General features: G+C 60.0%; 25 protein-coding genes. 15 read left to right on the top strand and 10 right to left on the bottom strand.

The window, feature by feature from the left end:
- Positions 1-2,259, bottom strand: coding sequence for a FepA family TonB-dependent siderophore receptor (locus FEZ21_RS16500; protein ID WP_003446233.1), 2,259 nt, complete (start codon positions 2,257-2,259; stop codon positions 1-3).
- Between the two features lie 348 nt (positions 2,260-2,607).
- On the opposite strand from FEZ21_RS16500, the gene FEZ21_RS16505 reads away from it, so the two are divergent.
- The 4 genes from FEZ21_RS16505 to FEZ21_RS16520 all read left to right on the top strand — a co-directional run bounded on the left by FEZ21_RS16505 (position 2,608) and on the right by FEZ21_RS16520 (position 5,298).
- Positions 2,608-2,949 (top strand): FKBP-type peptidyl-prolyl cis-trans isomerase, encoded by a 342-nt coding sequence (locus tag FEZ21_RS16505; protein ID WP_003446235.1) that lies wholly within the window; start codon positions 2,608-2,610, stop codon positions 2,947-2,949.
- Positions 2,950-2,989: 40 nt separating this feature from the next.
- Positions 2,990-4,096 carry a DUF1615 domain-containing protein gene (locus tag FEZ21_RS16510; protein ID WP_160627856.1) on the top strand — a complete coding sequence of 369 codons (1,107 nt, stop codon included), beginning with the start codon at positions 2,990-2,992 and terminating at the stop codon, positions 4,094-4,096.
- A 126-nt stretch (positions 4,097-4,222) separates the two neighbouring features.
- Entirely contained in the window at positions 4,223-4,624 is a 402-nt protein-coding gene (locus FEZ21_RS16515) for an MbcA/ParS/Xre antitoxin family protein (RefSeq protein ID WP_003446239.1), read from the top strand.
- Positions 4,624-5,298 carry an RES family NAD+ phosphorylase gene (locus FEZ21_RS16520; RefSeq protein WP_010656933.1) on the top strand — a complete coding sequence of 225 codons (675 nt, stop codon included), beginning with the start codon at positions 4,624-4,626 and terminating at the stop codon, positions 5,296-5,298. The genes FEZ21_RS16515 and FEZ21_RS16520 overlap by 1 nt, the downstream gene beginning before the upstream one ends.
- 35 nt (positions 5,299-5,333) lie before the next feature.
- On the opposite strand, the gene FEZ21_RS16525 is transcribed toward FEZ21_RS16520, so the two are convergent.
- From FEZ21_RS16525 to FEZ21_RS16540, 4 genes are all read right to left on the bottom strand, one after another.
- A complete protein-coding gene (locus FEZ21_RS16525; protein ID WP_003446245.1) occupies positions 5,334-5,936 on the bottom strand; it encodes a hypothetical protein in 603 nt (200 codons plus the stop codon).
- 1,306 nt (positions 5,937-7,242) lie between these two features.
- Positions 7,243-7,404: a hypothetical protein gene (locus FEZ21_RS16530; protein WP_156428477.1), complete on the bottom strand. Its 162-nt coding sequence runs from the start codon at positions 7,402-7,404 to the stop codon at positions 7,243-7,245.
- On the bottom strand, positions 7,401-7,625 hold the full coding sequence (locus FEZ21_RS16535) for a hypothetical protein (RefSeq protein WP_003446247.1): 225 nt from the start codon (positions 7,623-7,625) through the stop codon (positions 7,401-7,403). The genes FEZ21_RS16530 and FEZ21_RS16535 overlap by 4 nt, the downstream gene beginning before the upstream one ends.
- Positions 7,626-7,665: 40 nt before the next feature.
- Positions 7,666-9,042 (bottom strand): PLP-dependent aminotransferase family protein, encoded by a 1,377-nt coding sequence (locus tag FEZ21_RS16540; protein ID WP_160627858.1) that lies wholly within the window; start codon positions 9,040-9,042, stop codon positions 7,666-7,668.
- An 85-nt stretch (positions 9,043-9,127) separates the two neighbouring features.
- Here FEZ21_RS16540 and FEZ21_RS16545 point away from each other — a divergent pair, with 85 nt between their 5' ends.
- The 6 genes from FEZ21_RS16545 (at position 9,128) to FEZ21_RS16570 (ending at position 13,379) form a co-directional block, all read left to right on the top strand.
- Complete coding sequence (locus FEZ21_RS16545) at positions 9,128-10,093, top strand: threonine dehydratase (protein ID WP_003446249.1); 966 nt, start codon at positions 9,128-9,130, stop codon at positions 10,091-10,093.
- A gap of 56 nt (positions 10,094-10,149) precedes the next feature.
- On the top strand, positions 10,150-10,551 hold the full coding sequence (locus FEZ21_RS16550; RefSeq protein ID WP_003446250.1) for a hypothetical protein: 402 nt from the start codon (positions 10,150-10,152) through the stop codon (positions 10,549-10,551).
- A 125-nt stretch (positions 10,552-10,676) separates the two neighbouring features.
- Positions 10,677-11,015 (top strand): hypothetical protein, encoded by a 339-nt coding sequence (locus FEZ21_RS16555; protein WP_010656936.1) that lies wholly within the window; start codon positions 10,677-10,679, stop codon positions 11,013-11,015.
- A gap of 119 nt (positions 11,016-11,134) precedes the next feature.
- The gene (locus FEZ21_RS16560) at positions 11,135-11,689 is read left to right on the top strand and encodes a UPF0149 family protein (protein WP_127196429.1); all 555 of its coding nucleotides are present in this window, start codon (positions 11,135-11,137) and stop codon (positions 11,687-11,689) included.
- 90 nt (positions 11,690-11,779) lie between these two features.
- Positions 11,780-12,460, top strand: a complete 681-nt coding sequence (locus FEZ21_RS16565; RefSeq protein WP_003446253.1) for a hypothetical protein — start codon at positions 11,780-11,782, stop codon at positions 12,458-12,460.
- Between the two features lie 67 nt (positions 12,461-12,527).
- Positions 12,528-13,379, top strand: coding sequence for a CAP domain-containing protein (locus tag FEZ21_RS16570; protein WP_003446254.1), 852 nt, complete (start codon positions 12,528-12,530; stop codon positions 13,377-13,379).
- Positions 13,380-13,457: 78 nt separating this feature from the next.
- On the opposite strand, the gene mqo is transcribed toward FEZ21_RS16570, so the two are convergent.
- Positions 13,458-15,104 carry a malate dehydrogenase (quinone) gene (gene mqo, locus FEZ21_RS16575; protein ID WP_003446255.1) on the bottom strand — a complete coding sequence of 549 codons (1,647 nt, stop codon included), beginning with the start codon at positions 15,102-15,104 and terminating at the stop codon, positions 13,458-13,460.
- Between the two features lie 1,018 nt (positions 15,105-16,122).
- Between mqo and FEZ21_RS16580 the strand changes: the two genes are divergently transcribed.
- Entirely contained in the window at positions 16,123-16,482 is a 360-nt protein-coding gene (locus FEZ21_RS16580) for a hypothetical protein (protein ID WP_003446259.1), read from the top strand.
- A 6-nt stretch (positions 16,483-16,488) separates the two neighbouring features.
- Here the strand turns inward: FEZ21_RS16580 and yghX are convergent, their stop codons facing one another.
- Positions 16,489-17,373 (bottom strand): YghX family hydrolase, encoded by an 885-nt coding sequence (gene yghX, locus FEZ21_RS16585; protein WP_160627860.1) that lies wholly within the window; start codon positions 17,371-17,373, stop codon positions 16,489-16,491.
- A 65-nt stretch (positions 17,374-17,438) separates the two neighbouring features.
- Positions 17,439-19,631, bottom strand: a complete 2,193-nt coding sequence (locus FEZ21_RS16590; RefSeq protein ID WP_160627862.1) for a GAF domain-containing protein — start codon at positions 19,629-19,631, stop codon at positions 17,439-17,441.
- Positions 19,632-19,894: 263 nt separating this feature from the next.
- Here FEZ21_RS16590 and FEZ21_RS16595 point away from each other — a divergent pair, with 263 nt between their 5' ends.
- On the top strand, positions 19,895-20,365 hold the full coding sequence (locus FEZ21_RS16595) for a hypothetical protein (protein WP_010657436.1): 471 nt from the start codon (positions 19,895-19,897) through the stop codon (positions 20,363-20,365).
- Positions 20,366-20,370: 5 nt separating this feature from the next.
- Here the strand turns inward: FEZ21_RS16595 and FEZ21_RS16600 are convergent, their stop codons facing one another.
- Positions 20,371-22,374 carry a sigma-54-dependent Fis family transcriptional regulator gene (locus tag FEZ21_RS16600; RefSeq protein ID WP_160627864.1) on the bottom strand — a complete coding sequence of 668 codons (2,004 nt, stop codon included), beginning with the start codon at positions 22,372-22,374 and terminating at the stop codon, positions 20,371-20,373.
- Between the two features lie 202 nt (positions 22,375-22,576).
- Here FEZ21_RS16600 and FEZ21_RS16605 point away from each other — a divergent pair, with 202 nt between their 5' ends.
- From FEZ21_RS16605 to FEZ21_RS16615, 3 genes are all read left to right on the top strand, one after another.
- On the top strand, positions 22,577-23,584 hold the full coding sequence (locus FEZ21_RS16605; RefSeq protein WP_160627866.1) for a Gfo/Idh/MocA family oxidoreductase: 1,008 nt from the start codon (positions 22,577-22,579) through the stop codon (positions 23,582-23,584).
- Between the two features lie 11 nt (positions 23,585-23,595).
- Positions 23,596-24,390, top strand: coding sequence for a TIM barrel protein (locus tag FEZ21_RS16610; protein WP_160627868.1), 795 nt, complete (start codon positions 23,596-23,598; stop codon positions 24,388-24,390).
- A gap of 145 nt (positions 24,391-24,535) precedes the next feature.
- Complete coding sequence (locus FEZ21_RS16615; RefSeq protein WP_010657438.1) at positions 24,536-25,462, top strand: sugar ABC transporter substrate-binding protein; 927 nt, start codon at positions 24,536-24,538, stop codon at positions 25,460-25,462.
- A 9-nt stretch (positions 25,463-25,471) separates the two neighbouring features.
- On the opposite strand, the gene FEZ21_RS16620 is transcribed toward FEZ21_RS16615, so the two are convergent.
- Positions 25,472-26,377 (bottom strand): LysR substrate-binding domain-containing protein, encoded by a 906-nt coding sequence (locus FEZ21_RS16620; protein WP_029613017.1) that lies wholly within the window; start codon positions 26,375-26,377, stop codon positions 25,472-25,474.
- Positions 26,378-26,498: the final 121 nt, after the last annotated feature.

Raw genomic sequence — 26,498 nt, forward strand, 5'->3', positions numbered from 1 at the left:
TCAGAACGAACTGGTCACCGAGGCGAAGTAGGCACGGCCTGCCTCGTTGTAGGTTTGTGCGCCGGCTTCGTCAGCGTTGCCCTTGCGGTACAACTGCTTGTCGAACAGGTTGTTGATGCCCACCCGCACGCTGAAGTTTTTGTTGAATTCATAGCCGCTGCTCAACCCCACCAGACCATAGGGATCAACCGGTTGCTGGACCGACTTGTCCAGTTGTTCGTTGGCCCGGTTGTTGCGCTTGGGCGCTTCCTGTTTGCCGTAGTAAGTACCGCTGACCTGGAACGACAGTGCTTCGGTGGCGTACCAGTCCAGCGTGGTGTTGAGCGTGTACTTGGGGATGATGCTCAGCGGGTCGCCGGTTTCCTTGTCCTTGCTTTCGATCATGTAGGTCAGGTTGGTGTTCCAGTCCAGATCCTCGCGCAAGTTGACGAACAGATTGCCTTCGACCCCCTGAACGATGGCCTTGCCACTGTTTTCCCATTGCAGCACGCGACGCCCGTTGGGCAGGCGGAACGCCGACTCGTTGCTGGCGTTGATCTTGTTCTGGTAGTCGTTACGGAAATAGGTCGCGCTGGTACGCCAGGTACCTTTGTCGAACGCCAGGCCGATTTCTTTGTTGATGCTGATTTCCGGCTTCAGGTCCGGGTTGCCCACCAGGTAGCAGCCACCGATGTTGGCCTCGACCACGCTGCAACCGTTACCCCGGCTGTACAGCAGGTAGTTGGGGTTGGACTGGTACAGGTTCGGGGTTTTGTAAGCCCGGGCGATACCGCCCTTGATGCTCAGCTCGTCAGTGATCTGGTGCGAGGCGTTCAGGCTCGGGCTCCAGTTGCCGCCAAACTCATTGTGGTGATCGAAACGTACGCCCGGGGTGACGATGGTTTTGGCGCCGACTTCAATGTTGTCCTCGACGTAGAACGCGTAGCTGTTGGCGGTGGTTTTGGTCTGGCTACGGTCCTGGCCGGGAATCGCAGCATCGCCGTTGGCACCCGGGTCCCAGCTTTGCGGACGCAACGAGCCCGGATCATTCAGTGACTCGTACAGGTATTCGCCACCCACCGTCAGGACCTGGGCGGTGCCCATGGTCAGCGGCAAGTTCACTTCGCCGGTGGCGCGGGTATTGCGCAGGCGCGATTCGAACCGGCCGGCGCTCTCTGAAGGAGCGCCTTCACCATAACCGGCCAGGCCTTCGTTAAGGCGCGCGTTACGGGTCAGGTCGTGGCTCAGCGAGGCGGTGGTTGAGCCCCAGTCAAACGAGCCATTGTGGGTCGCCGAAAAGGTACTGCGCTGCAGCACGCTGGTTTCTTTGCCGGTGAGGCTGTTAACGAAGTCGCCACCGCTGTTGAGCATGGTGTCACCGGCAAAAATATTGCCCTGACGGCTGTAGCTGGCTTCCAGGTCCAGGCTTTGTTCCGGAGTGAACTGCCAGCTGAGCAAGCCGTTGACGTCCTTGTTGCGCACACCTTCGCGCCCCGCTACCACGCTGTCAGGCGAGGCCTGGGCGGCCGTATTGATGCCCGGATCATCGGCGTCGGTCTTGTTCACGCCGCCGTAGACGCGGAACACCAGATCATCGGTGATCGGGCCGCTGAGGTTGAAGTTGGTACGCTTGCTGATGCCTTCGGAGTCGTCTTCAGGTGACAGGTAGTAGGCCGTGAGTGAGCCGCTGAGCTTATCGGACGGGCGCTTGGTAATGATGTTGACCACCCCGCCCATGGCCCCGGAACCGTAGCGGGCAGCTGCCGGGCCACGCAGGATTTCAATGCGTTCGACTTCTTCGGCCGGTACCCAGTTGGTTTCGCCCCGGGTGTCACGGTCGCCGCTCCAGCCGTAGCGCTGGGCGTTGCGCGAAGAAGACGGCTTGCCGTCAATCAGGATCAGGGTGTTCTCCGGGCCCATGCCGCGCAGGTCGATCTGGCGGTTGTTGCCGCGACTGCCGCTGGAGCTGTTACCGGTGAGGTTGACCCCGGGCTCTCGGCGGATGATGTCGGAGAGGTCGTTGGCCGGAGGACGCTTTTTGATGTCCTCTGCGGTAATAATCGAGACGCCTGGCGCCTGCTTCAGCTCTTGTGCAGCGGTACCCAGTACCCGGGTTTCCTCCAGTTGCACTGCTTGCCGGGTGCCATCGACCGGCAGGTCGCTGGCTTGCACCGGGACCTCATCGCGATCACGCTCCAGCGCGTCGGCGAGCAAGGTTGGCGAAGCAAGTGCGGCGACTATAGCCAGAGAAAATTGACTGCGTTTGAATCGAGACGACATGTCCAGTTGATCCCTTAACAATGGAGTGTGCTCAGCAGGCCAAAGGCTGGGATCGCGTGTGAACGGTCCGGATGGACCCGTGCTCGATTAGCGCTCCCCGGCACTGCCAGGGTCGCAATGATAAACAATCTCATTTAAGAGTAAAGCGCATTTGATAGTGATACTCGTTATAAAGTTCCCTTGGGCCTTTGTTTTAGAGCCTTTGGCGGACAAAAAATATTAAATCGATTGCCGGATCCGTACCCTCTACAGGGCCAACAGTGCTCATTGCAGCGCCAAGAACATCACGGGCAAGCTCGCTTGGGCAGGGTAAACTGTTGCCCCTCTTCACTTTTTGAGTCCCGCATCATGGCTGACGAACTAAAGATCAATGACCTGGTACTGGGCGATGGCAAAGCCGTGGTCAAGGGCGCCTTGATCACCACCCAGTACACTGGCTGGCTCGAAAATGGCACAGTGTTCGACTCATCGTTCGAACGCGGCAAACCGTTCCAGTGCGTGATTGGCACTGGACGGGTAATCAAAGGCTGGGACATCGGTCTGATGGGCATGCAGGTCGGCGGTACGCGTACCCTGCAGGTTCCGGCACACCTGGCCTATGGTGAAAGAAGCATGGGCGCACACATCACGCCGAACTCGAACCTCAGGTTCGAGATCCAGTTGCTGGAAGTTCTGACCCGGGACGATTAAGTACTTTGCGCCGGGCCATTTTTTGAGGAGTCAAACCCTGTTGAACCGAGTCTTCCTGCAGTTTTTGCTGCTTGCTCCATTAGCCGTGCTTGCCGGTTGCAGCAGCCAGGGCACTCAATCATTACCCGACCGGTCCCCGGAGCAGGTGCGGGCCAGGGTCGTGCAGTTGCTGCCGGCCAGCATTGCCGATCGCCAGGGCTGGGCCACTGATATCCAGGCCGCCTTTGCTGCGCAGGGCCTGGCCCCCAGTGATGAAAACCTGTGTTCGGTACTGGCCGTGGCCGAGCAGGAATCCAACTTCCAGGCCGACCCGCCGGTGCCGGGGCTGGCGAAAATCGCCCGCACTGAAATCAATCGCCGCGCCAGCAAATTGCATATCCCCGAATTTGTGGTGCGCAGCGCGCTGAACATCAGCTCGGCAAATGGCAAAACCTACAACCAGCGCCTCGACGCAGCCCGGACCGAGGGTCAACTGAGCGCCATTTTTGACGACTTCATCGGCATGGTGCCGCTGGGTAAAAGCCTGTTCGGCAATCTGAACCCGGTGCATACCGGCGGCCCGATGCAGGTCAGTATCGCCTTCGCACAAAAACAGGCGCGGGATTATCCGTACCCGGTTGCAGGCTCAATCCGCCAGGAAGTCTTCACCCGCCGCGGCGGTATGTATTTCGGTATTGCCCACTTGCTGGGCTATCCGGTGGACTACACGCAATCGCTGTACCGCTTTGCCGACTTTAATGCCGGCTGGTACGCCAGCCGCAATGCAGCCTTTCAAAACGCCGTGAGCCAGCTCTCCGGCATACCTCTGGCCCTGGACGGTGACCTGACCGTTCCCGGGTCCTATGCCCTGGGTTCTACCGAGCGGGCGGCGCGCGCACTGGGCAAGCAGCTCGACCTCAGTGACAACGCCATCAGAAACCAGCTGTTAAAAGGCGACCGCCTTGAATTTGACCAGACCGACCTGTACCGCAAGGTGTTCGCCATGGCCGACCGCCAACAGGGCAAACCCCTGCCCCGCGCCGTACTGCCGGGCATTACCCTGCAAAGTCCGAAAATTACCCGCACCCTGACGACTGCCTGGTTTGCCAAACGGGTGGACGAGCGGCGCCAGCGCTGCATGAACCGGGCAAGCGCCTTGAAATCCTGAAGGGCCACGGGAGCCTTGTCGCAGCCTGCAGCAGCAAGCGCCCAGCCCCATTCGCTTGCGAACATAATGATTGAAAAAGTTCATATGCGGAGTAAGGTAAGTATGACCTTATCCCAGGAGAACGCCATGGGTCTCGCCGCCAGAAACACCGAACCCGACATCACCACCGGTGATGCCGGCCGCGTCGCCCTGACCTTTTTCTTCAATCTCATGGAGCATTGGGGTTGCAGCAAAGAGCAGCAATGCACGTTGCTGGGGGCGATTGGCAACACCACCTATTTCAAATACAAAAAGCTGCCCAACGTGCGCTTGCCCCACGACACCCTGGAGCGTATTTCGTATCTCATGGGGGTGCACAAAGCGTTGCGCATCCTGTTCAGCAACCAGCCTGAGCGCGCCTACGAATGGGTGCACAAACCCAATGCCGCGGCGCCGTTCAATGGCCTCACGGCCCTGAGCTACATGCTCGGCGGTCAGGTTGTCGACCTGGCTGACGTACGCCGCTACCTCGACGGGGTGCGCGGCTGATGCCCGGGGTTTTGCCCGACTGGGACAAAGCCTGGCGCCTGATCAACAGTGCGTTCCCGCCGATCTCGGTGTTTGAAGACACCCTCGACCCGGCAGACCTCGAACTCGCCTATGCCCTGGAAGGGCTGACCAATGACCGCCTGCGCGATGAAGCCGGCCTGCTCGCCCGGGTCAGGCCTGAAGACCGGCTGTCTGGCCAGGGCTCAACCCCGGTGATGGCGGCCTTTACCCATATCGGCCGGGCCAGCCGTTTTACCGATGGCAGCTACGGGGTGTATTACTGCGCCAGCAGCCTTGAAGCGGCGATCGCCGAGACCTGCTTTCATCAGGAGCAATTCTGGCGAGCCACCCGGGAAGCCAGTATTGAAATCACCCTGCGCACCTATATCAACAAGGTGTGCCGGCCAATGCTCGACGTACGCGCAGAACCCGCCCTGCATCAGCCCTCTCCCGCCACTTACGGCATCCCCCAGGCCTTTGCCCGGCCACTACGGGAAGAAGGGGCATGGGGCTTGCTGTACAACAGCGTGCGCCTCGAAGGCCACGAATGCGTGGCCGCGTTTCGCCCGCCGGCACTGACGTTGCCGGTGCAGGGGCCGCATTTTCGTTATGTGTGGGATGACAAGAAGCAGGCAATCGCCTGGGTATTGCAGGTCAGCGAAGTGGTGTTTTAAACCGCCGGGGGGTGACATCCCCCCGGCGTATTCACTTACAAGCCATCGCCAGGCTTGAGGGTGCGCTCGGCAACAGCTTCGGCGCTCTTTTCCTGCCATACCGGCCAGTACTCGGCACGTTTTTTCTCAACGCTGGCCTTGACCCGCTCATACCAGGCCAGGGACTTGGGCGAGTTGGTCACCAGGTCAGTGTCTTCAACCCAGTCCTTGAAGTTTTTCGACTTCAGACTGTGGGACGCATCCGGGTCGTTGCTGACCGGCCACAGAGAGAAACGGGCTTTCCACAACCCCATACGCGGTGTTACCAGGGCGTAGTAGGTTTTGCCGGCCACCAGGTCAGCTTCCATAAAGTCAGCCGCCTCGGACACCACCATAAAGGTGTGCTTGCCCGCTGTGACCGGGTGCGCGATTTTCGTACCGTTGGCCATCACCCCAATAAATCGGGTCTTGCCATCCGTCACGTCATACAGCGACGAGGTAATCGCCTTACCGGTAAAGGCGTCGCGCATAAAGACCACTTGTGCCATGTCCGGGGCAGCGGCTGGCAGCGTCTGGTCGGCCACCGGGGTCATCGGGTTGCCGGCGCAGCCGGTCAACAACAGGGTGCCCAACAAGGCAAATACATATAACGCGCGCATCTACAGCTCCTTTGAGTCGCTATTTCCTTACCCGGCGTCTGCCAGGCCGGCGGCATTATCGGTACTCGTTGCCTTGAAGGGAACCTGTGAACTCTTCAGGCCGTCGCAACCCGGATCAACGGAGCCAGGGTTTAGGTGATCGCATTCAAATACTGCCCCGTATGCCACTGAAGCCTGCACCCACGGTCGGATTTGCTTTTTCATCCGAAACGTCCGAATAACTGAGCAGCCGCCTACTACGTCTATAGGAACCGTAGTTAATTGTGAACATAGCTATTCAAAAGACTTCCGCGTCTGGGACGAGGGGGTGGATACAGCAAAAAGCAGGTCGAGGAGCCGTTGAATAGAAAGCGCTTATCACTCGCGCTCACAAAACATCGACCCCTGCCATCTTAAACTTACCTGCGTGCAAACCAACGCTTCGACGGTGTCTTTCCGGGAACACACGCGACTTGCAGAACAGCGCCAACAAAAGCAATCCACCTGACTATAGAGTCACCCTCAAAGCAACCCTTGAAAGGCAAATACAATAAAATATAGCCATCGCGTGCCACACCAAGCTGGATGCCTCCCCAAAGTACGAGAAATAGAAAGAAAAACCAAAACCTTCGAGGTGTAAGATTAGCACCCGAGAGGCTTCGTGAGATTGAGTAAAAGATCAGAAAGGCGCCCAGGGATAAAAGAAAATACACGACCACTGCAAAGAATTGATGACTGGTCACGACTGCTGGCCTCCACAGACAGGGTGTTATTGTTGTGGTGTTGGAAATAACTTCAAATGTGAGTGCCGCCTTACTTGAGTGTTCATATCCACGCACAAAATCGGCGCGTACATACCTAAACAAGCGCCATGCTTACAGACGGCCGAATAATCGCAGCGACTGGATTTAGAGGTATCCTTTAGTTGACCCATCTTTCACTCCCAACAACGGTACCCGGCGCTCCCTGTCTGACAACCTTATGGTATCGAACAGCAAAGTATTCCTGCAGATTGACGTCATTAGCCAAGAGTGCGCGACCTTTACCGTCGATCGTCATGTAACAGTCATTATCCATATGCACCACGTCTTTTAATCAGCGGAGCACTCTATGACACGCAACTCATTCAGACCGTAGGATACATCCGAAAAACAACCTGCATAGTTCGAGATCAATAACAGCATATTATTGAAAGACCTGACCCGGTATTTTGCGGGCAGGCTATAAAATTGAATACTCACTTTGTGTTGCACTGTTGCCAAACCCGAAAGGTTTAAAAACGGCGTAAACGGTACCTCTAATACCAGAATACTGATTTTGCTGGTAATCAATCCCCTTGGATATCACTGGCGTTGTATACGACATTCAATGCCTGATTTTCTTGCTCGATGGCAACGCTGAAAGACACCAGGCGAGCGCTGCAGACATGGAGCAGGCGGTGGACAGCAATGCCATTGCCGTCACCGATATCCGGAAGTGAATCCTTCACACAGTGTATTGCTTGAACAGCTCCTCCTTGATAATCAGCAACGCGTCTTCGTAGTAACGCTCGCCCCGGGCCTCGCTGAGCAATACTGAACGCACACTGCCTTCGCCTTCGCCAGGGGTGTGTTCGCAGGTCAGGTAGAACTCGGCCGTTTCGGGCCTGAATTCCAGGTAGTAAAACAACTCGCGGCCTTCGCGGTGCCAGTAGCCTATTTCTCTGCGCATGGGTGTCCCTGGTCGGTGTTTGCGGCTGATCGCGGCGATGCTATCGCGAGCACGCCCGCTCCTGGAGGTTTTTATCCAGGCGGATGATACCGGCGATGCGCTCCAGTGCCACTTTCAGGGTCAGGGCACTTTCGGCAGCCGTCAGGCTGATGCGCACGCCATTGATGGTGGTGGATTTCACCGCAAACACGTCCCCGGGCACTACATCCACTCCGGCGCCGCGACAGGCCTCGGCGAGCGACACATCGCCCTCGGCAACGCTGAGCCAGATATGCGGCGACGGAGTGTCGGACTGGTACATGGCCGCCCCCAGCAGTTTTTTCGCCAGACGCCAGCGCCGGGTCACTTCAAGGGTTTGCCACTGCGCGCGCTCATGGGCCGTTCCATCGCTTATCCACTGGCAGGCAATGGCCACGCACAGCGGCGCAACCCCCCAGTGAGCGGACTGGGCATGGGGGTCAATGCGCTCCAGCAATGGCGCACTCGCCACGATCCAGCCCATGCGTACCCCCGCGGCGACAGTCTTGGACAAGCTGCTCACCAGCACCCCGAAATCCGGTAAATAGCGGTACAGCGGCGGACTGTCGGTCAGCGCCCCGTAGACATCGTCTTCGACCACCCAGACCCCGTGGCGCCGGGCGATCCGGGCAATCTCCTGTTTGCGCTCGACACTCATCAGCGCTGAAGTCGGGTTTTGCAGGGTTGGCGTGAGCACTGCAATCCTGGCGCCCGTGGCGCGGATCATGCGGTCAAAATCCTCCGGCACTATACCTTGGCAATCCATCACCACGCCGTGCATCGGCAGGCGTAACTGCGCGCAGGCGGCCTTGATTCCCGGTGCGGTAAAGGCTTCGACCAGGACCGGTTCACCGGCCTGGCATAACGACAGCAACACCGTGAACAGGCCTTGCTGGGCACCGGTGCAGAGCATGATGTTGTCTACTGCCAGTTCCAGGCCCCGGCCCTTGAACCACAGCGCTCCCTGCACCCGCGCCCGCAGCAGGTCCGCGGCACTCAGATAACCTTGCAAGCGGATTGCCTGGCCGCTAGCCAGCAAGCCCGACAATGCCTGCGCATCGCTTTGGCCGATGTGATCAATGGCCGGGACATTGGTTCGCAGATCGATCCGGGCAGCCTGCTCGTCGACCTGCTGCAAACGAAACAGGGTCGCCTCCTGACTGCCCGCCAGCACATAGGTCCCGCGCCCGACTTCACCCGATACCAGATGCCGGCGCGCAGCCTCGCGGTAAGCCTGCATGGTGGTGCTGGGGTTCCAGCCCAGGGCCCAGGCCAGCCGCCGTTGCGGTGGCAGGCGCGCCCCCGGCTTGAGATCGCCACAGGCAATGGCCCGGGCAATGGCCTCCACCAGCGCCAGATAGCGCGGTAGCGGGGATTCGCCGAGGTCAGGTATCCACATTTATTGTTGGCCATGCAATATAAGGGTCGGCCCATACAATGCCGCGCGCCTAGAATCGAGTCAAACCCCTGGATGACGGTACGCCATGTTTGATTTGAACTCCCTTCGCCTCGCCGCTACTGATGTGTACCGCAGCATGGCGCCTACCCCGCAACTGGCCTGGCCGCTGCTGGCCGATCGCCTGGGCTGCACGGTGTGGGTCAAGCACGAAAACCACACCCCCACCGGCGCCTTCAAAGTGCGCGGCGGCCTGTTGTATGTGCAGGGCCTGCTTGCGCGCGAGCCCGCTATCAAGGGGCTGGTTACCGCAACCCGTGGCAATCACGGGCAAAGCCTGGCGCTGGCCGCCAGCCGCATGGGGCTGACAATCAGCATCGTGGTGCCCGAGGGCAATTCCCTGGAAAAAAACGCCGCCATGCGCGCCATGGGCGCCACCGTGATCGAGTGCGGCAAGGACTTCGATGAAGCCCGCAGCAAAGCCGCCGCCCTGGCCCAAAACCATGATTTGCATCTGGTCCCGGCCTTCCATCCCGACCTGATTCGAGGAGTGGCGACCTACGCTCTGGAATTATTCGAAGCCGTAAGTGAACTGGATACGGTGTATGTACCCATCGGCATGGGCTCGGGAATTTGCGGGCTGATCCGCACCCGTGATCTGCTGGGGCTCAAGACCAGGATCGTCGGCGTGGTGTCGAGCCATGCCGATGCCTTTGCGCAAAGTTTTGAACAGGGCCGGGTCATCTGCACCGATACCGCGCACACCTTTGCCGATGGTCTCGCCTGCCGCCAGCCATTGCCCGAGTCGCTGGCAATCATCGCCAAGGGCGCGGCACGGGTTATTCGGGTGTCGGACCGGGAAATAGCCAACGCCATGCGCCTGTGCCATGAAACCACCCACAACACCGCCGAAGGCGCAGGTGCCGCCGCGCTGGCCGGCTTGATCCAGGAGCAGGCGCAGCAGCAAGGCCGGCGGGTGGCGGTGATTCTGAGCGGAGCCAATATTGACCGCCAGCTGTATGCCGGGATTCTGGACGAAGGTTTTGACGCATAAGCCCCTGATAGCGCTGCGTCTGGACGCCTGAACCGCAGCGCGACTATGCTGGGCCGATGACTCCTTCCCCGGCCGTGCGCTCTCCCTGCCCTCCCGGCGCCTGCAATTGCGAGCGGGAACAGCTGTTGGCGACGCCTGAGACCGACCTGCGCATCCTCAGCCTGACCCGCCAGGCTGAGAAAGTCCTGCTGCAACGACTGGAGAACATTCAAAGCCTCAGCGACCTCGAACATATGCAGCGCCGGATGCACGAGCAGCTGGGCATCCGGGTGGCCATCGAGCCCGGCTTCAATGAGGTGCGGACCATGCGCGGGATCGACATCCGGGTGCTGGAGCAACCCGGCCTGTGCCGCAAAACCCGCCAGGAGATCCCAGCAGCCATCCGCCGCGCACTGCAAAAACACCCCGAAATTGCCTACAAGCTGCTGGACAGCCACGACCTGCTGCGCGACACCTGAGTCGCACCGCCCATGGGCTGTTTGATGGCAAAAAGGCCTTATTTGGTAACAGCACACTGAATTAGCTTGCCATCATCGGCGTAGCACCCTATAAGCGCGTCTTTCAAACCAATTAGAGTCTTAACATGAGCTCCGGATTCACCGAGGACGAAATGCGCAGAGCGCTCGGCCTTGACACTCCTGCCACCCCCGTTGCGCCCCCTGTCGTTGTGAAACCCGAGCCTGTCCCGGTCAAGCCTGCGCTGCTGTCGCCCAAGACACCGACCAAGGAGCCGGTCAAGCGCCGCGGCCCGATGCTGCGCGTCACCCTGCAGGTGAGCAAAGAGTACGACGGAGAAGAAACCCGGTTCGTGCATGATGCCAAGACCTTGAGCCGGTTCGATGCGGAACAGGCCGCCAAAAAAGCCCTGGCCAAAGCCGGGTTTAAATACTTTGTGGTCGAGTCTATTGTTCAGGTTGATTGACTAGCAGACCCCAAAGGCAATTGGCTCTGGATTAAAGTCGCGGCAGAAGGCATTCTCCGCGACTTTTTAACGCTCAGCCCTGCGTCCCCAAGATGCGCAACCGGTCAAGGAACCTGCCCATGCAAACTCAACCGCTGAACGACGCCGATTTCGAAATCCTCGACGACATCCTGCTCAAACATGGCGACGACCACTCCGTGCTCAACACCTGCGAGCTGGATGGTTTCTTCACCGCGCTGGTCTCCGGCCCGGCACAGGTCGATATCGCTGACTGGTTCCCGGCTATCTGGGGCGGCCAGAACCCGAACTGGGAAAACACCGGTGAAGCCAAGCAGTTCATCGAGCTGAGTGTGCGCCACATGAACACGCTGGCCCGCCAACTGGCCGATGGCAGCGAAGTATTCGCCCCCCGTTTCGAACAAACCGAGCATAACGGCCAGCCCGTTACCCTTGCCGAAGAATGGTGCTTTGGCTACTTGCGCGGTGTCGCCGTGGCCAACTGGACACCCTTGCCTGTGGTTCAGGCGCAGCTGCTGCAGGGCATTTCCGAATGTGCCGAACAGGACAACTTCGAGCTGCCGCAGGATCTGGACGTGGCCGCCCATCAGCAACAGGTTGCTGAAATCGAGCCGGCAGCACGTGGCCTGCATGACTTCTGGTTGAGCCAGCGCTAAACCCGCCTGCGCAGTAGCAGCAAGCTTGCTCGCGAGTTGTTGAAGAGCTCGCTCCTGCAGATATATTGCGGCACCCGGAGACAATGATTCATGACCACCCTCACCCACTTCGACACCCCCTGCCCCGAGTCCGTCAACGGCCAGATCCTGCAACTGGTGGTCGACCACCTGACCGACATCAGTGCCATGGAGATTGCCCCGAGCAATCTGCTGTACAGCATCTATCAATATGCAATCGGCTTTGAAGTCCATCTGTACCTGGAAGCACTCGGCGGTGGCAAAGGGATAGCCGTTGAGCTGATAGTCGCCACCGATGACCAGGACCCGGAAAAAGTCACCGGTTTCGTGCTGTACCTGCCGGTCAAGGATGACCCGCAAGCCTGCGGCATCGCTTACATGGCAGAGCTGGCCAGTCATCGACACCTGGGAGTGACTCAGGCAATGGTCCGGGAAGTGGTGCGCCGCTACCCCCATTGCGAATTGACCTGCAGCGTGAGCAAGGTCGCGGCTTTTGAACAATCGGGGTTTCAGGTGCTGGGCACCCGCGGCCCGCAAGTACTGATGAACACCCGCGACCACAGCACTGATGGCCTGATGGGCGTGCTCGACGTGGCCGCCGTCTATAACTCGACCGAAGTGCGGCAGATCCATACCTATCTGCTGCAACGCAACGGCAAAAAAGCCATGCTCGATGCCGAGAAAAAGCGCGACCGCCAGATCGATCAACTGAGCGCCAGGGCCAGGGCTTTTGTGGCGCAGGTAAAAGGCTGATAAAGCGATTGCCCCTGCCGGGGTGAAATAACGCATCATGGGCGCACTCCGGACAGAGGAAACCTTTATGCGTGTTCATTTCACCCTGACCCGTTTTGCCGCCCTGGCCCTGGGGCTGGTATTGAGCGGCACGGCTGCAGCCAGCGAAGAGTCGCAACTGGTGGACGCGATCAACGCCTACCGTAGCCAGATCCAGCCCTGTGCAGGCCAGGCCTCGCAAGAGCTGCCGCCATTGGCCGCGGATACCCGCCTGATACTACCGCCCACCCGCTTTGGTGATCTGCAGGAAGCCCTCGGGCGGGCGGCCTACCCCATGGTTAACGTGCAGGCGATCAATCTCTCCGGGCCACGTGATGCCCAGGCCGCCATGCAGGCCGTCCAGGAAAGCTTCTGCAAAGTGGTGCTGGACCCGCAATTTGTCGATATCGGCGTCAGCCATAACGAACGCGACTGGCGCATCGTGCTGGCGCGCCCCTTGTTGACCGGGCGCCTGGGCGACGCGCAAGCCGAAGGCCAGAAGGTGCTTGAGCTGATCAACAGCGCCCGTACCCAGCCCCGCCAGTGCGGCACCCAGGCCTTCAGTCCCACGACACCCGTCACCTGGAACGCGACACTGGCCACAGCTGCCCAGACCCATACCCGGGACATGGCCAATAACAACTACTTCGATCACAAGGACCGCACCGGCGGCACGCCGGGGGATCGCGCCGAGATGGCGGGCTATATAGGTCAGCAAATCGGCGAGAATATTGCCGCTGGCCTGGACACACCGCGCAAGGTGGTCGATGGCTGGCTGGCCAGTCCCGGGCATTGTGCCAATGTGATGAATCCGCAGTTCCGCGAATTGGGTGCCGCTTACGCGGTAGACCCGAAAAGTGACGCAGGGATTTACTGGACCGCGTTGTTCGGTACGCAGTGAGCTGAGCGAGGGGGATGTTGCGAGGGGTGATACGAAGAAAACAGCCCCGCCCGACCTGCGTCGGGCGGGGCTGATTTTTTACAGCGCCATGTCGGCCGCTGGATTGCTCGGCGCAGGCTTGGCCTGTGCGTCAGCAGGAGTTGCAGTGTGCGTTGCAGCCGGGATTGCCGGCGGCGGAGTCAGTTGCAGAACTTCGGCGGTGTAGGCCCATTCCTTGGCAACGCGATCCGGATCGCCATTGAGCTTGGTGCCATAGCTCGGCACGATCTGGTGCAGCTTGGCTTGCCACTCAGGGCTCGCAACCTTGTCCTTGAACACGGTTTCAAGCACGGTCAGCATGATTGGCGCGGCGGTCGATGCACCAGGCGAAGCGCCCAGCAGACCGGCGATGCTGCCATCTTTGGCGCTGACAATTTCGGTACCCAGTTTCAGCACGCCGCCCTTCTCTTCATCACGCTTGATGATCTGAACGCGCTGGCCGGCCTGCCACAGGCGCCAGTCTTCAGACTTGGCATCCGGGAAGTACTCTTTCAACGCATTGAAGCGGTCTTCGTCCGACAGCATCAGCTGACCGGCCAGGTATTCAACCAGCGGGTACTGTTCGATACCGACTTTGGTCATTGGCCAGATGTTGTGGGTGGTGGTGCTGGTCAGCAGGTCCAGGTACGAACCTTCTTTGAGGAACTTGGTGGAGAAGGTAGCGAACGGGCCAAACAGAATGACGCGCTTGCCATCCAGCACGCGGGTGTCCAGGTGCGGAACCGACATCGGTGGCGCGCCTACCGAAGCCTTACCGTAAGCCTTGGCCAAATGCTGCTGGGCAACAGTCGGGTTATCGGTCACCAGGAACGAGCCGCCAACCGGGAAGCCTGCGTATTCCTGGGCTTCAGGAATGCCGGACTTCTGCAGCAGGTGCAGTGCACCGCCGCCTGCGCCGATAAATACAAACTTGGCGTCGGTGGCAGTTTCAGAACCGTCTTTCAGATTTTTGTAAACCACATGCCAGGTGCCATCAGCGTTGCGGGTGATGTCTTTGACTTCACTCGACAGCTTCAGCGAGAAGTTGGGCTTGGTTTGCAGGTAAGCCGCGAACTGGCGCGTGATTTCGCCGAAGTTGACGTCGGTACCCAGTGGAGACCAGGTGGCCGCGATTTTCTGGTTCGGGTCACGCCCTTCCATCATCAGCGGAACCCACTTCTTGATCTGAACCGGGTCTTCGGAGTACTGCATGCCGGCGAACAGAGGGCTCGCCTGCAGTGCTTCGTAGCGCTTCTTCAAGAACTTGATGTTGTCATCGCCCCACACAAAGCTCATGTGCGGAGTGGAGTTGATGAACGAACGCGGATCTTTCAGTACGCCGTTCTTGACCTGCCAGGACCAGAACTGACGCGATACCTGGAAGGCTTCATTGATTTCAATGGCCTTCGGGATTTCGACGTTACCGTTCTTGTCTTCCGGGGTGTAGTTCAGCTCGGCCAAAGCCGAGTGACCGGTACCCGCGTTGTTCCAGCCATTGGAGCTTTCAAGGGCAACGCCATCGAGACGTTCAACCATCTCCATGGACATGCCGGGTTCCAGCTCATTGAGCCAGACACCCAGAGTTGCGCTCATGATGCCGCCGCCGATCAGCAGAACATCCACCTGTTTGGTCTCGGCAGCCTGCACGGACGTAAGTCCCATGGTCAGCGCCAGGCCCAGTAGCCCCTTATTCATTTTTTTAAACATTTTTGGTACCTAAGATAAAACGCCATCTACCCGGCACGCGGTTCATGACAGAGCTCGACCCGGTGCAGGCATGTGGCCTGCAATCGAACCGGTCTTCAAGCCTTGAACGGGTAGAGTTATAAGGCCTATGTACACTATAGACCTCACTTTTATGTACCTTGGGCGCTGATCTCTTATTGATTTTGGCTTCAGCTACTTGGGTGACATTCATGCTTGCAACTTATGCGATCCCTTTGCTCTGCGACCTGCCCGCAGCTCCTTCCGGGGAGCCTGCGTGGACCTTGTAGCCCGGGGCGGCCAGTCTGAAGCCGCGACATTCTACCTCAGGTGGCACTTTGGACGAAAACCGATATTTCAGCGCTGCGCCAGTACCCGGATCGCCGGCAAGCCGGCTCCCACAACAGCTGCCTCAAACCTGTGGCAGCGGGCTTGCCCGCGATGATTCCAGCGCTGCGCCAATGCCCGAATCGCCGGCAAGCCGACTCCCACAACAACTGCCGCAAACCTGTGGGAGCGGGCTTGCCCGCGATGATTCCAGCGCTGCGCCAGTACCCCCATCGCCGGCAAGCCGGCTCCCACAACAACTGCCGCAAACCTGTGGGAGCGGGCTTGCCCGCGATGATTTCAGCGCTGCGCCAGTACCCAATCGCCGGCAAGCCGGCTCCCACAACAAATGCATCAAACCTGTGGGAGCGGGCTTGCCCGCGATGATTTCAACGCTGCACCAGCGCCCCCATCGCCGGCAAGCCGGCTCCCACAACAACTGCATCAAACCTGTGGGAGCGGGCTTGCCCGCGATGATTTCAGCGCTGCGCCAGTGCCCGTATCGCCGGCAGCCAGCTCCCCACAACAACTGCCGCAAACCTGTGGGAGCGGGCTTGCCCGCGATGATTTCAGCGCTGCGCCAATGCCCGAATCGTCGGCAAGCCGGCTCCCACAACAAGTGCCTCAACCAGACCCAAAACTCCAAACTCACGTATGATTGGCCCTTTGCCCCGCCCGCCAACAGGATTCACCCATGTCTTTAAGCAAAGCCAACCAGGCCAAAATTGAACGCCGCCTGGTTAAAGCCCTGACCATTGCCTGTGAAAAGGCGAAAAATGAAATCCCGGGGTTTGTCTGGCTGACCCACACCGTCAACTATGAGGCCTTCCCTGCCAGCCTGAAGATAGTCTGGGTGTTCGATACCAAGGACAGCAAAGACTTTGCCCTGGCCGATGGCGAGGCGCACTTCATGGTCGAGTTGACCGACAAGGCCCTGGCTGACGCCGATGTGCGGGTGCGCAACGCCGCCACCCACGTGTATTACGATTCCGAAGAAGAATGCCAGCGGGCCTGTGGCGGCAATTGGCCAAAACGCCTGTCGAACAAAGGCTGAGGCCGGTTACGACAGGTACTTGCCAAACCAGTCCAGGGTTCTGCTCCACGCCAGCGTAGCGGCTGCTTCATCGTAGCGAGGCGTGGAGTCATTATGAAAACCGTGGTTTACATTCGGGTAGATAAACGCCTCGTAGACTTTCCCGCTGGCCTTTAAAGCCTGTTCATAGGCCGGCCAGCCCTCGTTGATGCGCGTATCCAGCCCGGCGTAATGCAGCATGACGGGAGCCTTGATCCGGCTCACTTCATTGGCGCCAGGCTGACGCCCGTAAAAGGACACCGCTGCCCCCAGCTCCGGATACGCCACCGCCGCCGCATTGGCCACCCCGCCCCCATAACAGAATCCTGTGATCCCGACTTTTCCGGTACCGGCATCGTGCTGCATCAACCATTCAATGGCGGCGAAAAAGTCATTCATCAGCTTTTCCGGGTCCACCGTCTGCTGCAGCGCCAGACCTTTTTCGTCGTTGCCGGGATAGCCCCCCACCGACGACAGGCCGTCTGGAGCCAGGGCGATAAAACCCTGCTTGGCCAGCCGCCGCGCAACATCCTCGATATAGGGGTTGAGCCCGCGATTTTCGTGAACCACTACCACCGCGGGCAACTTGCCCTGCGCCTTGGCTGGACGTACCAGATAACCGCGCACCTGCCCGTGCCCCTTGGGCGAGGGATACGTGATGTACTCGGCCAGGATGTCCGGATCGGTGAAAGCCACCTGCTCGGCAAGGGCATAATCGGGGCTGAGTGCGTTCAGTATCGAGAGTGCTGACACGCCTGCGCAAATGACCGCCGCCCGATCCAGAAACTGGCGCCGGTTGATTTTACCGTGGGCGTAATAGTCATAGAGTTCAAGCAATTCAGGAGCAAAGTCTTTAGCAGTGAGACGGGGCATCTGTGCGCTTCCTTTTGAACCTGGTTGAACGTGCATGAGCAAGCGCATCAACCCTGCGCCGGCAGTTATTTTTTTCTGATGGCCTTGAGCAAAATACGGGAAACCTGATCCGCCGAATACGGCTTGGCTAAAAACTCAACGCCCTCGCAAGCACTGCGGGCCAACTCATCACTGTAGCCCGAGGCCAGAATCACAGGCAGTTCGGCGCGCCGCAGACGCAGCTCCCGGGCCAGCGCCACCCCGGTCATGCCGGGCATGACCACGTCCGAAAAAATGGCATCGAACGCCATTGCGTCCGGGCCCACCATCAACAATGCCTCTTGCCCATTGGCCGCCCATGCGGTTTCGTAGCCCAGATCCTGGAGGATCTGATTGGCAAAACGCCCCACTTCAAGATTGTCTTCTACGATCAGCACCCGGTATTTACCCTCCTCTGCGGATGGCTCGCCCCACTGCTGGCCATCGGCAGGCAGCTCATCGACCCCGCTCCCGTCGACCTGGGGCAGATACAGGGTGAACCGCGCGCCCTGGCCGGCAATACTGGACACATCAACGTTGCCGCCTGACTGCTTGGCAAAACCGAAAACCTGGGACAGCCCCAGCCCGGTACCCTTGCCCACCTCCTTGGTGGTAAAAAACGGCTCGAAAATATGCTCCAGCACCCGGGCGTCAATCCCGCCACCGGTGTCCTGCAAGGAAATGGCGGTGAAGCTGCCCCGGGATCCGGCATGGCCACGGATTGGCGGCAACGCAACATTGTGGTCCAGACGAAGTGTCAGGCTGCCCTGGCCTTCCATCGCATCGCGGGCGTTCAAGGCAATGTTGATCAGCGCGGTTTCAAACTGGCTGGAGTCGGCACGGATGTAATACGCCTGCTCGGGCAACTGGACATTCACTTGAATACGCGCCCCCGTGAGCGTATTCAGCATGTCGCCAATATCCTGGATCCGCTGCCCGACATTGAACACCTGCGGGTTCAGCGGCTGGCGCCGGGCGAAAGCCAGCAGCTGGCTGGTGAGCTTGCTGGCACGCTCGACGGTGTCGGAGACCGCACTCATGTAACGCTCCCGGCGTTCGTCCGAGAGGTTGGGCATGCGCAGAAAGTCCACCGAGGAACGAATAATGGTCAGCAAGTTGTTGAAGTCATGGGCCACACCGCCGGTGAGCTGGCCGATGGCTTCGAGCTTTTGCGACTGACGCAGGGCCGCTTCGGCAACCAGCAGACGCGCGCTGCGCTCCTGTACCCGCTCCTCCAGGGTCAGGTTCAAGTGCTCCAGTGCGGCCAGCCCCTCACGCACAGCAGCATCGGCCCGGGCACGCTCAATATGGGCCCAGGAACGCTCGGCCACCTCACCCAGCAAAGCCAGCTCGTAGGGTGACCAGGTACGTGGCGCCTTGTCGTGAATGGCCATCAGGGCCGTCAGCTTGCCGCCCTTGATCAGCGGCAGGCACAGGGCGGAGACAATCCCGAACGCACGGAAAGTGGCTGCAACCCCGGGGGCCAGATCACTTGCAATATCATTGATCACCAGCGGCTGGCCGGCGCGAAGGCTGGCCAGCGGCCCCTCCCCGAAATCACCCAGGCGGTATTGACCGAACAGGCTGGTAGCGTCTTCGACGAGCCAGTTGTCACGAATGAAAAAGCCGTCTTCATCGTCCTCCATGTCCGCATAGGCGCAATGGGTGACCTTCAGATACCCGGCCAGTGTGCCCATGGTGGCCTGCATGATTTCCCGGGGGTCGCTGGTCTCGGACACGGCACTGCCGATGGCATCCAGCACCGCCAGGCGCTGGGTCATAAGAACCGTGGCTGTGGTTTCAGTCACCGTGTTGAGCATCCCCACCACCTGGCCGAACTGATCGCGGATCGGGCTGTAGCAGAAGGTGAAGTACGCCAGCTCGGGCCGGACGCTGCGCTGAATCACCAGGGGAAAGTTTTCGATATAGGTGGCCTGCCCGGCAAATGCGTCATCGGCGATGCCACTGATTTCGCTCCAGGCCTCTTTCCAGACATCACTGAAGGGCCGCCCCAAGGCTTCAGGCTTGGTCCCGAGAATGGGCACAAACCCATCGTTGTAGAGGGTGATTAAATCCTCTCCCCAGACAATCGACTGCGGAAAGTGCGAGGCCAGCACCAGCGCCACGGTGGTTTTCAATACATCCGGCCACCCATCGAGGGGGCCAAGAGAGGTACTGGCCCAGTCATGATTTCTGATCTTTTGGGCCATTACACCGTCGTGCTGGAGCCAGTCAGCCATTGCGCTCTAATCCTGTTTACCACTGGTTGCCGGAAAGGCACCGCCAATTATGGGGCAGGCCATCAGGCCAGTAGACATATTTTGAAAATACTTGGTTCCACCCTGCACACCTAATGAATGCGCCGCGTCCCTGCCTGTCCGGCTCCGGGTGAACGGGCGCCATGACTTTACCGCTGTCACCGCACCGGCCGCACAGCTACCATCCCCGCCGCGCAGGTCTGATGAGGCGCGAACACACAACCTGAATCAGGAGGGAGTAAACGGTGAAAATTGCACTTGTACTGCTGTTGAGCGCGCTGTCCATGCCGGCTTTTGCCGCCAACATCGGTGATCACCTGACACCCTGGACTCTGCAAGACCAGCATGATCAACCCTATACCCTGGATGCCCAGACCCGCGTGCTCCTGGTGGCGCGCAACATGGACGGTTCCAAGCTGGTGAAAGCCGCGCTGGAAAACCAGCCAAAGGGCTACCTGCAAGCCCGCGATGTTGCCTTCCTTGCAGATGTACAACGCATGCCATCGTTGATCGGCAAATTCATCGCCATCCCGGCCATGCGTGACTACAACTACCGCGTGATACTGGATCGCGATGGCAGTATTGCCGCCAACTACCCTGGCGCCGAAGACAAGGTGCTCTGGATGCAACTGGACAACGGCACCCTGGTCGCACAGCAGGAGTTTGCCGATGCCGATGCGCTGCGCGCAGCCCTGGAACAACTGCCGGCCCGTTGAAGGGGCTAATCGGCCCCCTGGCGATAGGCGTCGACGCTGAGCCCGAAGCGCTTGATCTTGTTGTACAGGCCTGCGCGGGACACCTGTAACTGCTGCGCGGCCAGGCGGATATTGCCTTTTGTATCTCGCAGCGCCGCGCAGATCGCATTCGCTTCCACGGCCCCCAAACCCGGCCCGGCGCCAGGCACGGGCACATCTTCCAGCGCGGCCCGCGGTTGCCCCTGAACGATGTCCAGTGGCAGGTCGCCCACCTCGATGTGCGCGGTTGCGGCCAGATTGGTGGCGCGTTCGATCACGTTTTCCAGCTCCCGGACATTTCCCGGCCAGCTATGGGCCGTCAACATGGCCAGAGCCTGCGGGGATATGCCCAGCACCGCCTTGCGCAGTGAACGGGCGCAACGGCCGAGGAAATGCCGGGCCAGCAGCGCAATGTCTTCACGGCGCATGCGCAATGGCGGAACCGTCAGGTTAAGCACATTCAGGCGGTAATACAGATCCTCGCGAAAAGCTCCATCAGCCACGGCCTGACTCAGGTTGCGGTGGGTGGCGGCAATAATCCGCACATCCACCCGTTGCGACTTCTTGGCCCCCACCCGCGTCACTTCACCCTCCTGCAGCACCCGCAACAGGCTGACCTGGGCATCGAAGGACATATCGCCGATTTCATCCAGAAAAATGGTGCCGCCATCGGCCAGTTCGAACTTCCCCGCCGAGCCTCCACGCGCCGAGCCGGTAAAGGCCCCTTCGACATGACCGAAGAGTTCGCTTTGCACCAGATCACGGGGGATGGCGCCGCAATTGACCGCCACGAAGGCGCCACTGGCCCGCTCGCTGGCATTGTGGATAGCCTGGGCGAAGAGTTCTTTGCCGGTGCCGCTTTCGCCCAGAATCAGCGTGGTTGAATCGCTGCGGCTGGCAATCCGCCCCAGATGCAAAGCATCTTCAATAGCCCGGGACTGCCCCTCAATGGTGTCAAAGGTATAGGTCGCCTGGGTGCCGATGATGCGCCGGGTGATTTCACGAATTCGTCGGTGCTCGCGCAGCGACACAATGCGTCCGCCCTGCTCCAGGGAACACACCGAGACCAGACAGGCCAGGTGGCTGCGATCAGGCAGTACAAAGGTGCAATCCAGATCGCGCAGGCTTTCCCCTGAGTGGAGCAAAATCTCATCCGTCAGCTCGCTTTGCCCCAGCTGGCGGAACGGGCAACCCAGCACATCCAGCCCGACGCGGAACAATTGCCGGCCATAGCGGTTGATGGCCTTGATCCGGCCTTGACCGTCCAGCACCACCAGCCCCTCGTTGAGTACCTCGAGCACCGCCTGTTGCTGCTCCAGCAGTTCCTGCAGCGCCAACTGCCGCGATACCGCCTCGGCCGCCGCCTGCACCGTGCCCAGGGTGTGAAAGTGGAACCACCCCGGCTCGGCCGTCAGGGTCAGCATGCCCAAGGTCTTGCCCTGGGCATCGCGGATCGGTGCCGCAGCGCAGTGCATGCGGCGCTGGCGCAAAGCCGTGGCAAAATTTTCTTCAGCCAGTACATACACCGGACGGTCCTCGGCGATGGCCAGCCCGGTGCAGTTGGTGCCCTGCACCGTCTCCAGCAGGCGACTGCCGACCGGCGTCAGGTCCAGGCCACAAAAGTGCAAGGTCACGCCCTCGGCATCGGTGAGATTGATGTGCCCGCGGGGGTTGTAGGCCAGCAACCCGGTCATGACCTGTGCTGCGCCGGCAATCAGATGGCGATTGATTTCCAGCCTGGCGGCCAGCATCTGCGGGTCGACAAAACGGTAGGCGCAATCCTGCGGATCTATCCCGCAAGTCAGGCTGCGCTGCCACGAGTCCCAAATCACCTGCCTTACCCCGGCCGGCCGCGTTGCGCTACCACTGAGGCAATCCTGCCAGGCCTGCTGCACCTCAACGATGGGCCCCTCCCCCAGTGAGGCAGGCCCCAGGGCGGTAATGTAATTGAGGTCTTCGGAACTAAACGCCATCAGTTGATCAACCGTCATGTGCGGTCGCTTCCATGTCCATGTTTTAGACATGTCAGCATAGACATGTCTGAAATATGGACATGACTGCTTAAGCATTTAATTTTAAATCGTTATTTTTTAATTACTTGAACATTGGCACAGGCTTTGCTCCTGGGTCTGGTGAGCACCTGCGCTTCCAGCTGCTCAGCCAACCGCGAACAACAATAAAAGGAGTCATTACATGAGCACGCTTAAAACTATCCGCCTGGGCCTCATCGGTGCCGGGCGCATGGGCAGTTTTCATGGTCAGACGGCTGCCCTGCATATTCCGGGCGCAAGTCTGGTTGCCATCGCCGACCCGACCCCGGGCCAGGCTGCGCGACTGGCCGATACACTGGGGGTACAACGGGTCTACAGCGATCCGCAGCAACTGCTGGATGATCCGCAAGTCGACGCCATCCTGATTGCCGCCCCCGCCCGCAGCCACGCCGAACTGGTGATCAGCGCCGCCGAGGCCGGCAAAAGCATTTTTTGCGAAAAACCCATGGCCATCACCCTGGAGGAAGCCGACCGTGCCATCGCCGCTGCCGCCAGGGCCAACGTGACCTTGCAGGTGGGTTTCAACCGCCGTTTTGTCCGGGGCTTTCGTGATGCCCACCTGGATGTACTCGCCGGCCGCATCGGCACTGTGCAATTGCTGCGTTCGCTGACCCGGGACCCCGGCCTGAGCAACCCGGCCGGGGTGCCCCAGTGGACGATATTCCTGGAAACCCTGATTCATGACTTCGACACCCTGCGCTACTTGAACCCCGGTGCCGAAGCGGTCGAAGTCTTCGTGATGGCCGACGCGCTGGTCGCGCCCGCCTACAAAAGCAAGGGCCTGCTGGACACCGCAGTGGTGACGATCCGCTTCGACAACGGAGCGATCGCCACCGCCGAGGCCAACTTCCAGGCCGTGTATGGTTATGACGTGCGCGGCGAGGTCTTCGGCAGTGGCGGCATGCTGACCATGGGCAGCATCGCCCGATCGGACAAGGTCGGCTACCTGGGCGACGGGATCCAGATAGAGACCCGGCGCCTCGACACTGAGCTGTTGCGCGATGCCTATATTGCCGAGCTCAATCATTTCGTCGACTGCGTTCGCACGGGCAGCAAACCACTGGCCAGCGGCGAAGACGCCCGCGCCGCGCTGGCCATTGCCCGCGCCTGTATCGAGTCAGTGCAACAGGCCGGACCTGTCCGCCTTTAAGGAGCAACAGCATGGGTTTTATTCCGTTCAAACTGGCGGTGAGTGCCGAAATGGTGTTTCTCGACCTGCCGTTCACCGAACGCGTCAAACGTATTCATGCCCAGGGCTTGAGCGTTGAAATCTGGGACTGGACCAACAAGGACATCGCCGCCCTGATTGCCACCGGCGCCGACTTCACCTCCATGACCGGCTACATCTCGGGCACCCTGACGGAACCCGAAGGCATTCGCCAGTTGCTCGACAGCGCCCGGGAATCACTGGCCGTGGCCGCGCAGCTGAACTGCCCGAGCCTCAACCTGCACGGCACCGGCCTGGGCGACCAGGGCTTGCCGGTCAAGCCGGTCAGCCATACCACTGGCCGCATGTGGCTGAGTGCCTGCAAGACCCTGGAGCAAATTGCCAGGCTGGGGGAAGCGGCCGGCAAGGTGTTCTTGCTGGAAAACCTCAACACACAGGTGGACCACCCCGGCACCCCGTTCGCCCGCGCCGAGGACACCCTGGCGTTGATCGAAGCCGTTGCCAGCCCGCACCTCAAACTGAATCTGGACCTTTACCATGCACAGATCGGCGAAGGAAACCTCATCGAGCTGATCCAGCGCGCGGGGCCGGCCATTGGCGAAATCCAGGTGGCGGATGTTCCGGGGCGCAAGGAACCCGGAACCGGCGAGATCCATTACCCGGCCATCGCCAGAGCCTTGCACGGCATCGGCTACAGCGGCGTGGTGGGACTGGAAGGCTGGGCCTCGGGCGACAGTGAGCTGGCCCTTGAGCGCTTCCGGCAAGCGTTCACCCTGCCCCGCCCGTAGTCGCTGACGAGGAACGAGGCTGCGAGCCGTTGCAATCGATGGATTCTATTACGGCTGCGGCGCCCCCGATTGCAGCCTCGCGACTCGTCAACGATTACAGGTTTCAACGTAAAGGCCTGTTCATAACAACAAAAGGAAAACCCCCATGCGCTGCCGCTCTCTTTTTCTTGCCCCGCTGCTATTGCTCGCCAGCTCACTGGCGCTTGCCGATTACCGTATCGGCGTGAGCATCGCCAAGGTCGACGATAACTTCATGACCTATATCCGCAGCGGCCTGCAAGACGCCGCCAGGCGGGAAAACATCCAGATCCAGTTCGTCGACGCCCAGGGCGATGTGGTACGCCAGCTCAATCAGGTGCAGGACTTTCTCAGTCAGCAGGTGGATGCGGTGATAGTGCTGCCGGCCGACACCGGCGGTACCGCACGCATGACCCGGGCGGCCGTCGAAGCGAAGATTCCACTGGTGTATGTCAACCGCCACCCCGACACCAGGGAGCTGCCCGCAGGCGTGGTCACAGTGGCCTCCAATGACATCGAGGCCGGCCAGCTACAGATGCGTTTTCTGGCCGAGAAGCTCGGCGGCAAAGGCAATGTGGTCATCATCAAGGGCGATCTGGCGCAGAACGCCACCCATGATCGTACCGAAGGGGTCAAGCAGGTGCTCAAGGATTATCCCGGGATCAGGATCGTCGAGGAACAAAGTGGCGAATGGACCCGCAACAAAGGGATGGATCTGACCAGTAACTGGTTGCTGGCGGGCATCCCGTTCGATGCCATCATCGCCAACAATGACGAAATGGCCATTGGCGCCGCCATGGCGTTGCAGCAGGCCGGCAAGACCAAGGGCGAGATCCCGGTGGTCGGCATCGACGGCCTGCCCGACGGCCTCGCGGCGATCAAGCGCGGCCAGCTCGCAGCCTCCGTATTCCAGGACCCCAAAGCCCAGTCAAGCAAGGCCGTGGATGTCGCCCTGAAGCTGATCAAGGGCGAGCCCGTCGAGCCTGAAATCTGGGTGCCCTTCAAGCTGATCACCCCGGATCAGGTGGCGCTGTTTGAACAGAACTTCAACTAGGGGGCGCTCTCAATTGTCCGGAAACGGCAGGCTTTGCAGCCATTCACTGAAGGCAATCAGTGACGGCAGGTTCTGGTACCGGTTGGCATAGGCCAGGTAGTAGCTCCTGCCGCTTTCCAGGGGCTCGAACAGTGTCACCAGGGTGCCCGCCCTGATTTCGTCCTGCACCAGCACCCTTGGCACCAGGCCAATACCGATGCCTGCCACTACCGCCTGAATCAGATGCCCCGTCAGCTCGAAACCCGGCCCCGGACGCATCGCCCGATGATCCAGGCCGTGGCGCTCAAACCAGTCCGACCAGGCGTTGGGCCGTGACACCACACTGAGCAGCGAATGACTGGCAGCAAGGTCTGCCGGACTCATCCCGGCGTATTCAGGCAGCGCGGCAGGACTGGCCACCACCACCAGTGTTTCAGTCAGCAGCTTGTGCGAGATAAAGCCCGGCCACGGCCCTGCGCCCGCCACGATGATCGCGTTCATCTCGCCCGCAGCGCTGGCCAGGTCGGCGTGCATGATGCGCGAATGGATATGCACCACGATCTCGGGGTGCCGGGTGTAGAAGTCATTCATGCGCGGCAGCAACCACTTCGAACCGAACGTGGGCAGAACCGCCAGGTGCAGTGTCCCGCCCCGGGAGCTGAAGGCAATGGTCTGCAGCGTCGCGCTACGGATTCGCCCCAGCGCCGCTGCCAGCTCATGTTGATACAGGGCCCCGGCAGCCGTCAGCTCGATACGCCGCCCTTCGCGATGGAACAGCTCGACCCCGAGCAAAGCCTCCAGTGCCTGCACCTGGCGGCTGACAGCACTTTGGGTCAGTGACAGTTCATCCGCTGCCTTGGTGAAACTGCAATGCCTGGCCGCCGCTTCGAAAGCCACCAGTACCGACATCGAGGGGGTGAGGCGCCTCGGATTCATTCATAAACCTCATGCAAATACTGCGTGTTTACGTTTGTCTGCCCAAGTCGTAGCCCTGACAATGGGGTTATACCCAATTTCGCTCTAAGCCCGACTGACAAACGAGCATACGTTAAGCGAA

The organism is Pseudomonas sp. 9.1(2019), from assembly GCF_009910445.1.
GTDB classification, from domain to species: domain Bacteria; phylum Pseudomonadota; class Gammaproteobacteria; order Pseudomonadales; family Pseudomonadaceae; genus Aquipseudomonas; species Aquipseudomonas paraversuta.

Bases quoted from the DNA above. Each gene is read 5' to 3' on its own strand.
- FEZ21_RS16500 (WP_003446233.1), bottom strand. From the start codon at position 2,259: ATGTCGTCTCGATTCAAACGCAGTCAATTTTCTCTGGCTATAGTCGCC.
- FEZ21_RS16505 (WP_003446235.1), top strand. From the start codon at position 2,608: ATGGCTGACGAACTAAAGATCAATGACCTGGTACTGGGCGATGGCAAA.
- FEZ21_RS16515 (WP_003446239.1), top strand. From the start codon at position 4,223: ATGGGTCTCGCCGCCAGAAACACCGAACCCGACATCACCACCGGTGAT.
- FEZ21_RS16520 (WP_010656933.1), top strand. From the start codon at position 4,624: ATGCCCGGGGTTTTGCCCGACTGGGACAAAGCCTGGCGCCTGATCAAC.
- FEZ21_RS16525 (WP_003446245.1), bottom strand. From the start codon at position 5,936: ATGCGCGCGTTATATGTATTTGCCTTGTTGGGCACCCTGTTGTTGACC.
- FEZ21_RS16535 (WP_003446247.1), bottom strand. From the start codon at position 7,625: ATGCGCAGAGAAATAGGCTACTGGCACCGCGAAGGCCGCGAGTTGTTT.
- FEZ21_RS16540 (WP_160627858.1), bottom strand. From the start codon at position 9,042: ATGTGGATACCTGACCTCGGCGAATCCCCGCTACCGCGCTATCTGGCG.
- FEZ21_RS16545 (WP_003446249.1), top strand. From the start codon at position 9,128: ATGTTTGATTTGAACTCCCTTCGCCTCGCCGCTACTGATGTGTACCGC.
- FEZ21_RS16550 (WP_003446250.1), top strand. From the start codon at position 10,150: ATGACTCCTTCCCCGGCCGTGCGCTCTCCCTGCCCTCCCGGCGCCTGC.
- FEZ21_RS16555 (WP_010656936.1), top strand. From the start codon at position 10,677: ATGAGCTCCGGATTCACCGAGGACGAAATGCGCAGAGCGCTCGGCCTT.
- FEZ21_RS16560 (WP_127196429.1), top strand. From the start codon at position 11,135: ATGCAAACTCAACCGCTGAACGACGCCGATTTCGAAATCCTCGACGAC.
- FEZ21_RS16565 (WP_003446253.1), top strand. From the start codon at position 11,780: ATGACCACCCTCACCCACTTCGACACCCCCTGCCCCGAGTCCGTCAAC.
- FEZ21_RS16570 (WP_003446254.1), top strand. From the start codon at position 12,528: ATGCGTGTTCATTTCACCCTGACCCGTTTTGCCGCCCTGGCCCTGGGG.
- mqo (WP_003446255.1), bottom strand. From the start codon at position 15,104: ATGTTTAAAAAAATGAATAAGGGGCTACTGGGCCTGGCGCTGACCATG.
- FEZ21_RS16580 (WP_003446259.1), top strand. From the start codon at position 16,123: ATGTCTTTAAGCAAAGCCAACCAGGCCAAAATTGAACGCCGCCTGGTT.
- yghX (WP_160627860.1), bottom strand. From the start codon at position 17,373: ATGCCCCGTCTCACTGCTAAAGACTTTGCTCCTGAATTGCTTGAACTC.
- FEZ21_RS16590 (WP_160627862.1), bottom strand. From the start codon at position 19,631: ATGGCTGACTGGCTCCAGCACGACGGTGTAATGGCCCAAAAGATCAGA.
- FEZ21_RS16600 (WP_160627864.1), bottom strand. From the start codon at position 22,374: ATGACGGTTGATCAACTGATGGCGTTTAGTTCCGAAGACCTCAATTAC.
- FEZ21_RS16605 (WP_160627866.1), top strand. From the start codon at position 22,577: ATGAGCACGCTTAAAACTATCCGCCTGGGCCTCATCGGTGCCGGGCGC.
- FEZ21_RS16610 (WP_160627868.1), top strand. From the start codon at position 23,596: ATGGGTTTTATTCCGTTCAAACTGGCGGTGAGTGCCGAAATGGTGTTT.
- FEZ21_RS16615 (WP_010657438.1), top strand. From the start codon at position 24,536: ATGCGCTGCCGCTCTCTTTTTCTTGCCCCGCTGCTATTGCTCGCCAGC.
- FEZ21_RS16620 (WP_029613017.1), bottom strand. From the start codon at position 26,377: ATGAATCCGAGGCGCCTCACCCCCTCGATGTCGGTACTGGTGGCTTTC.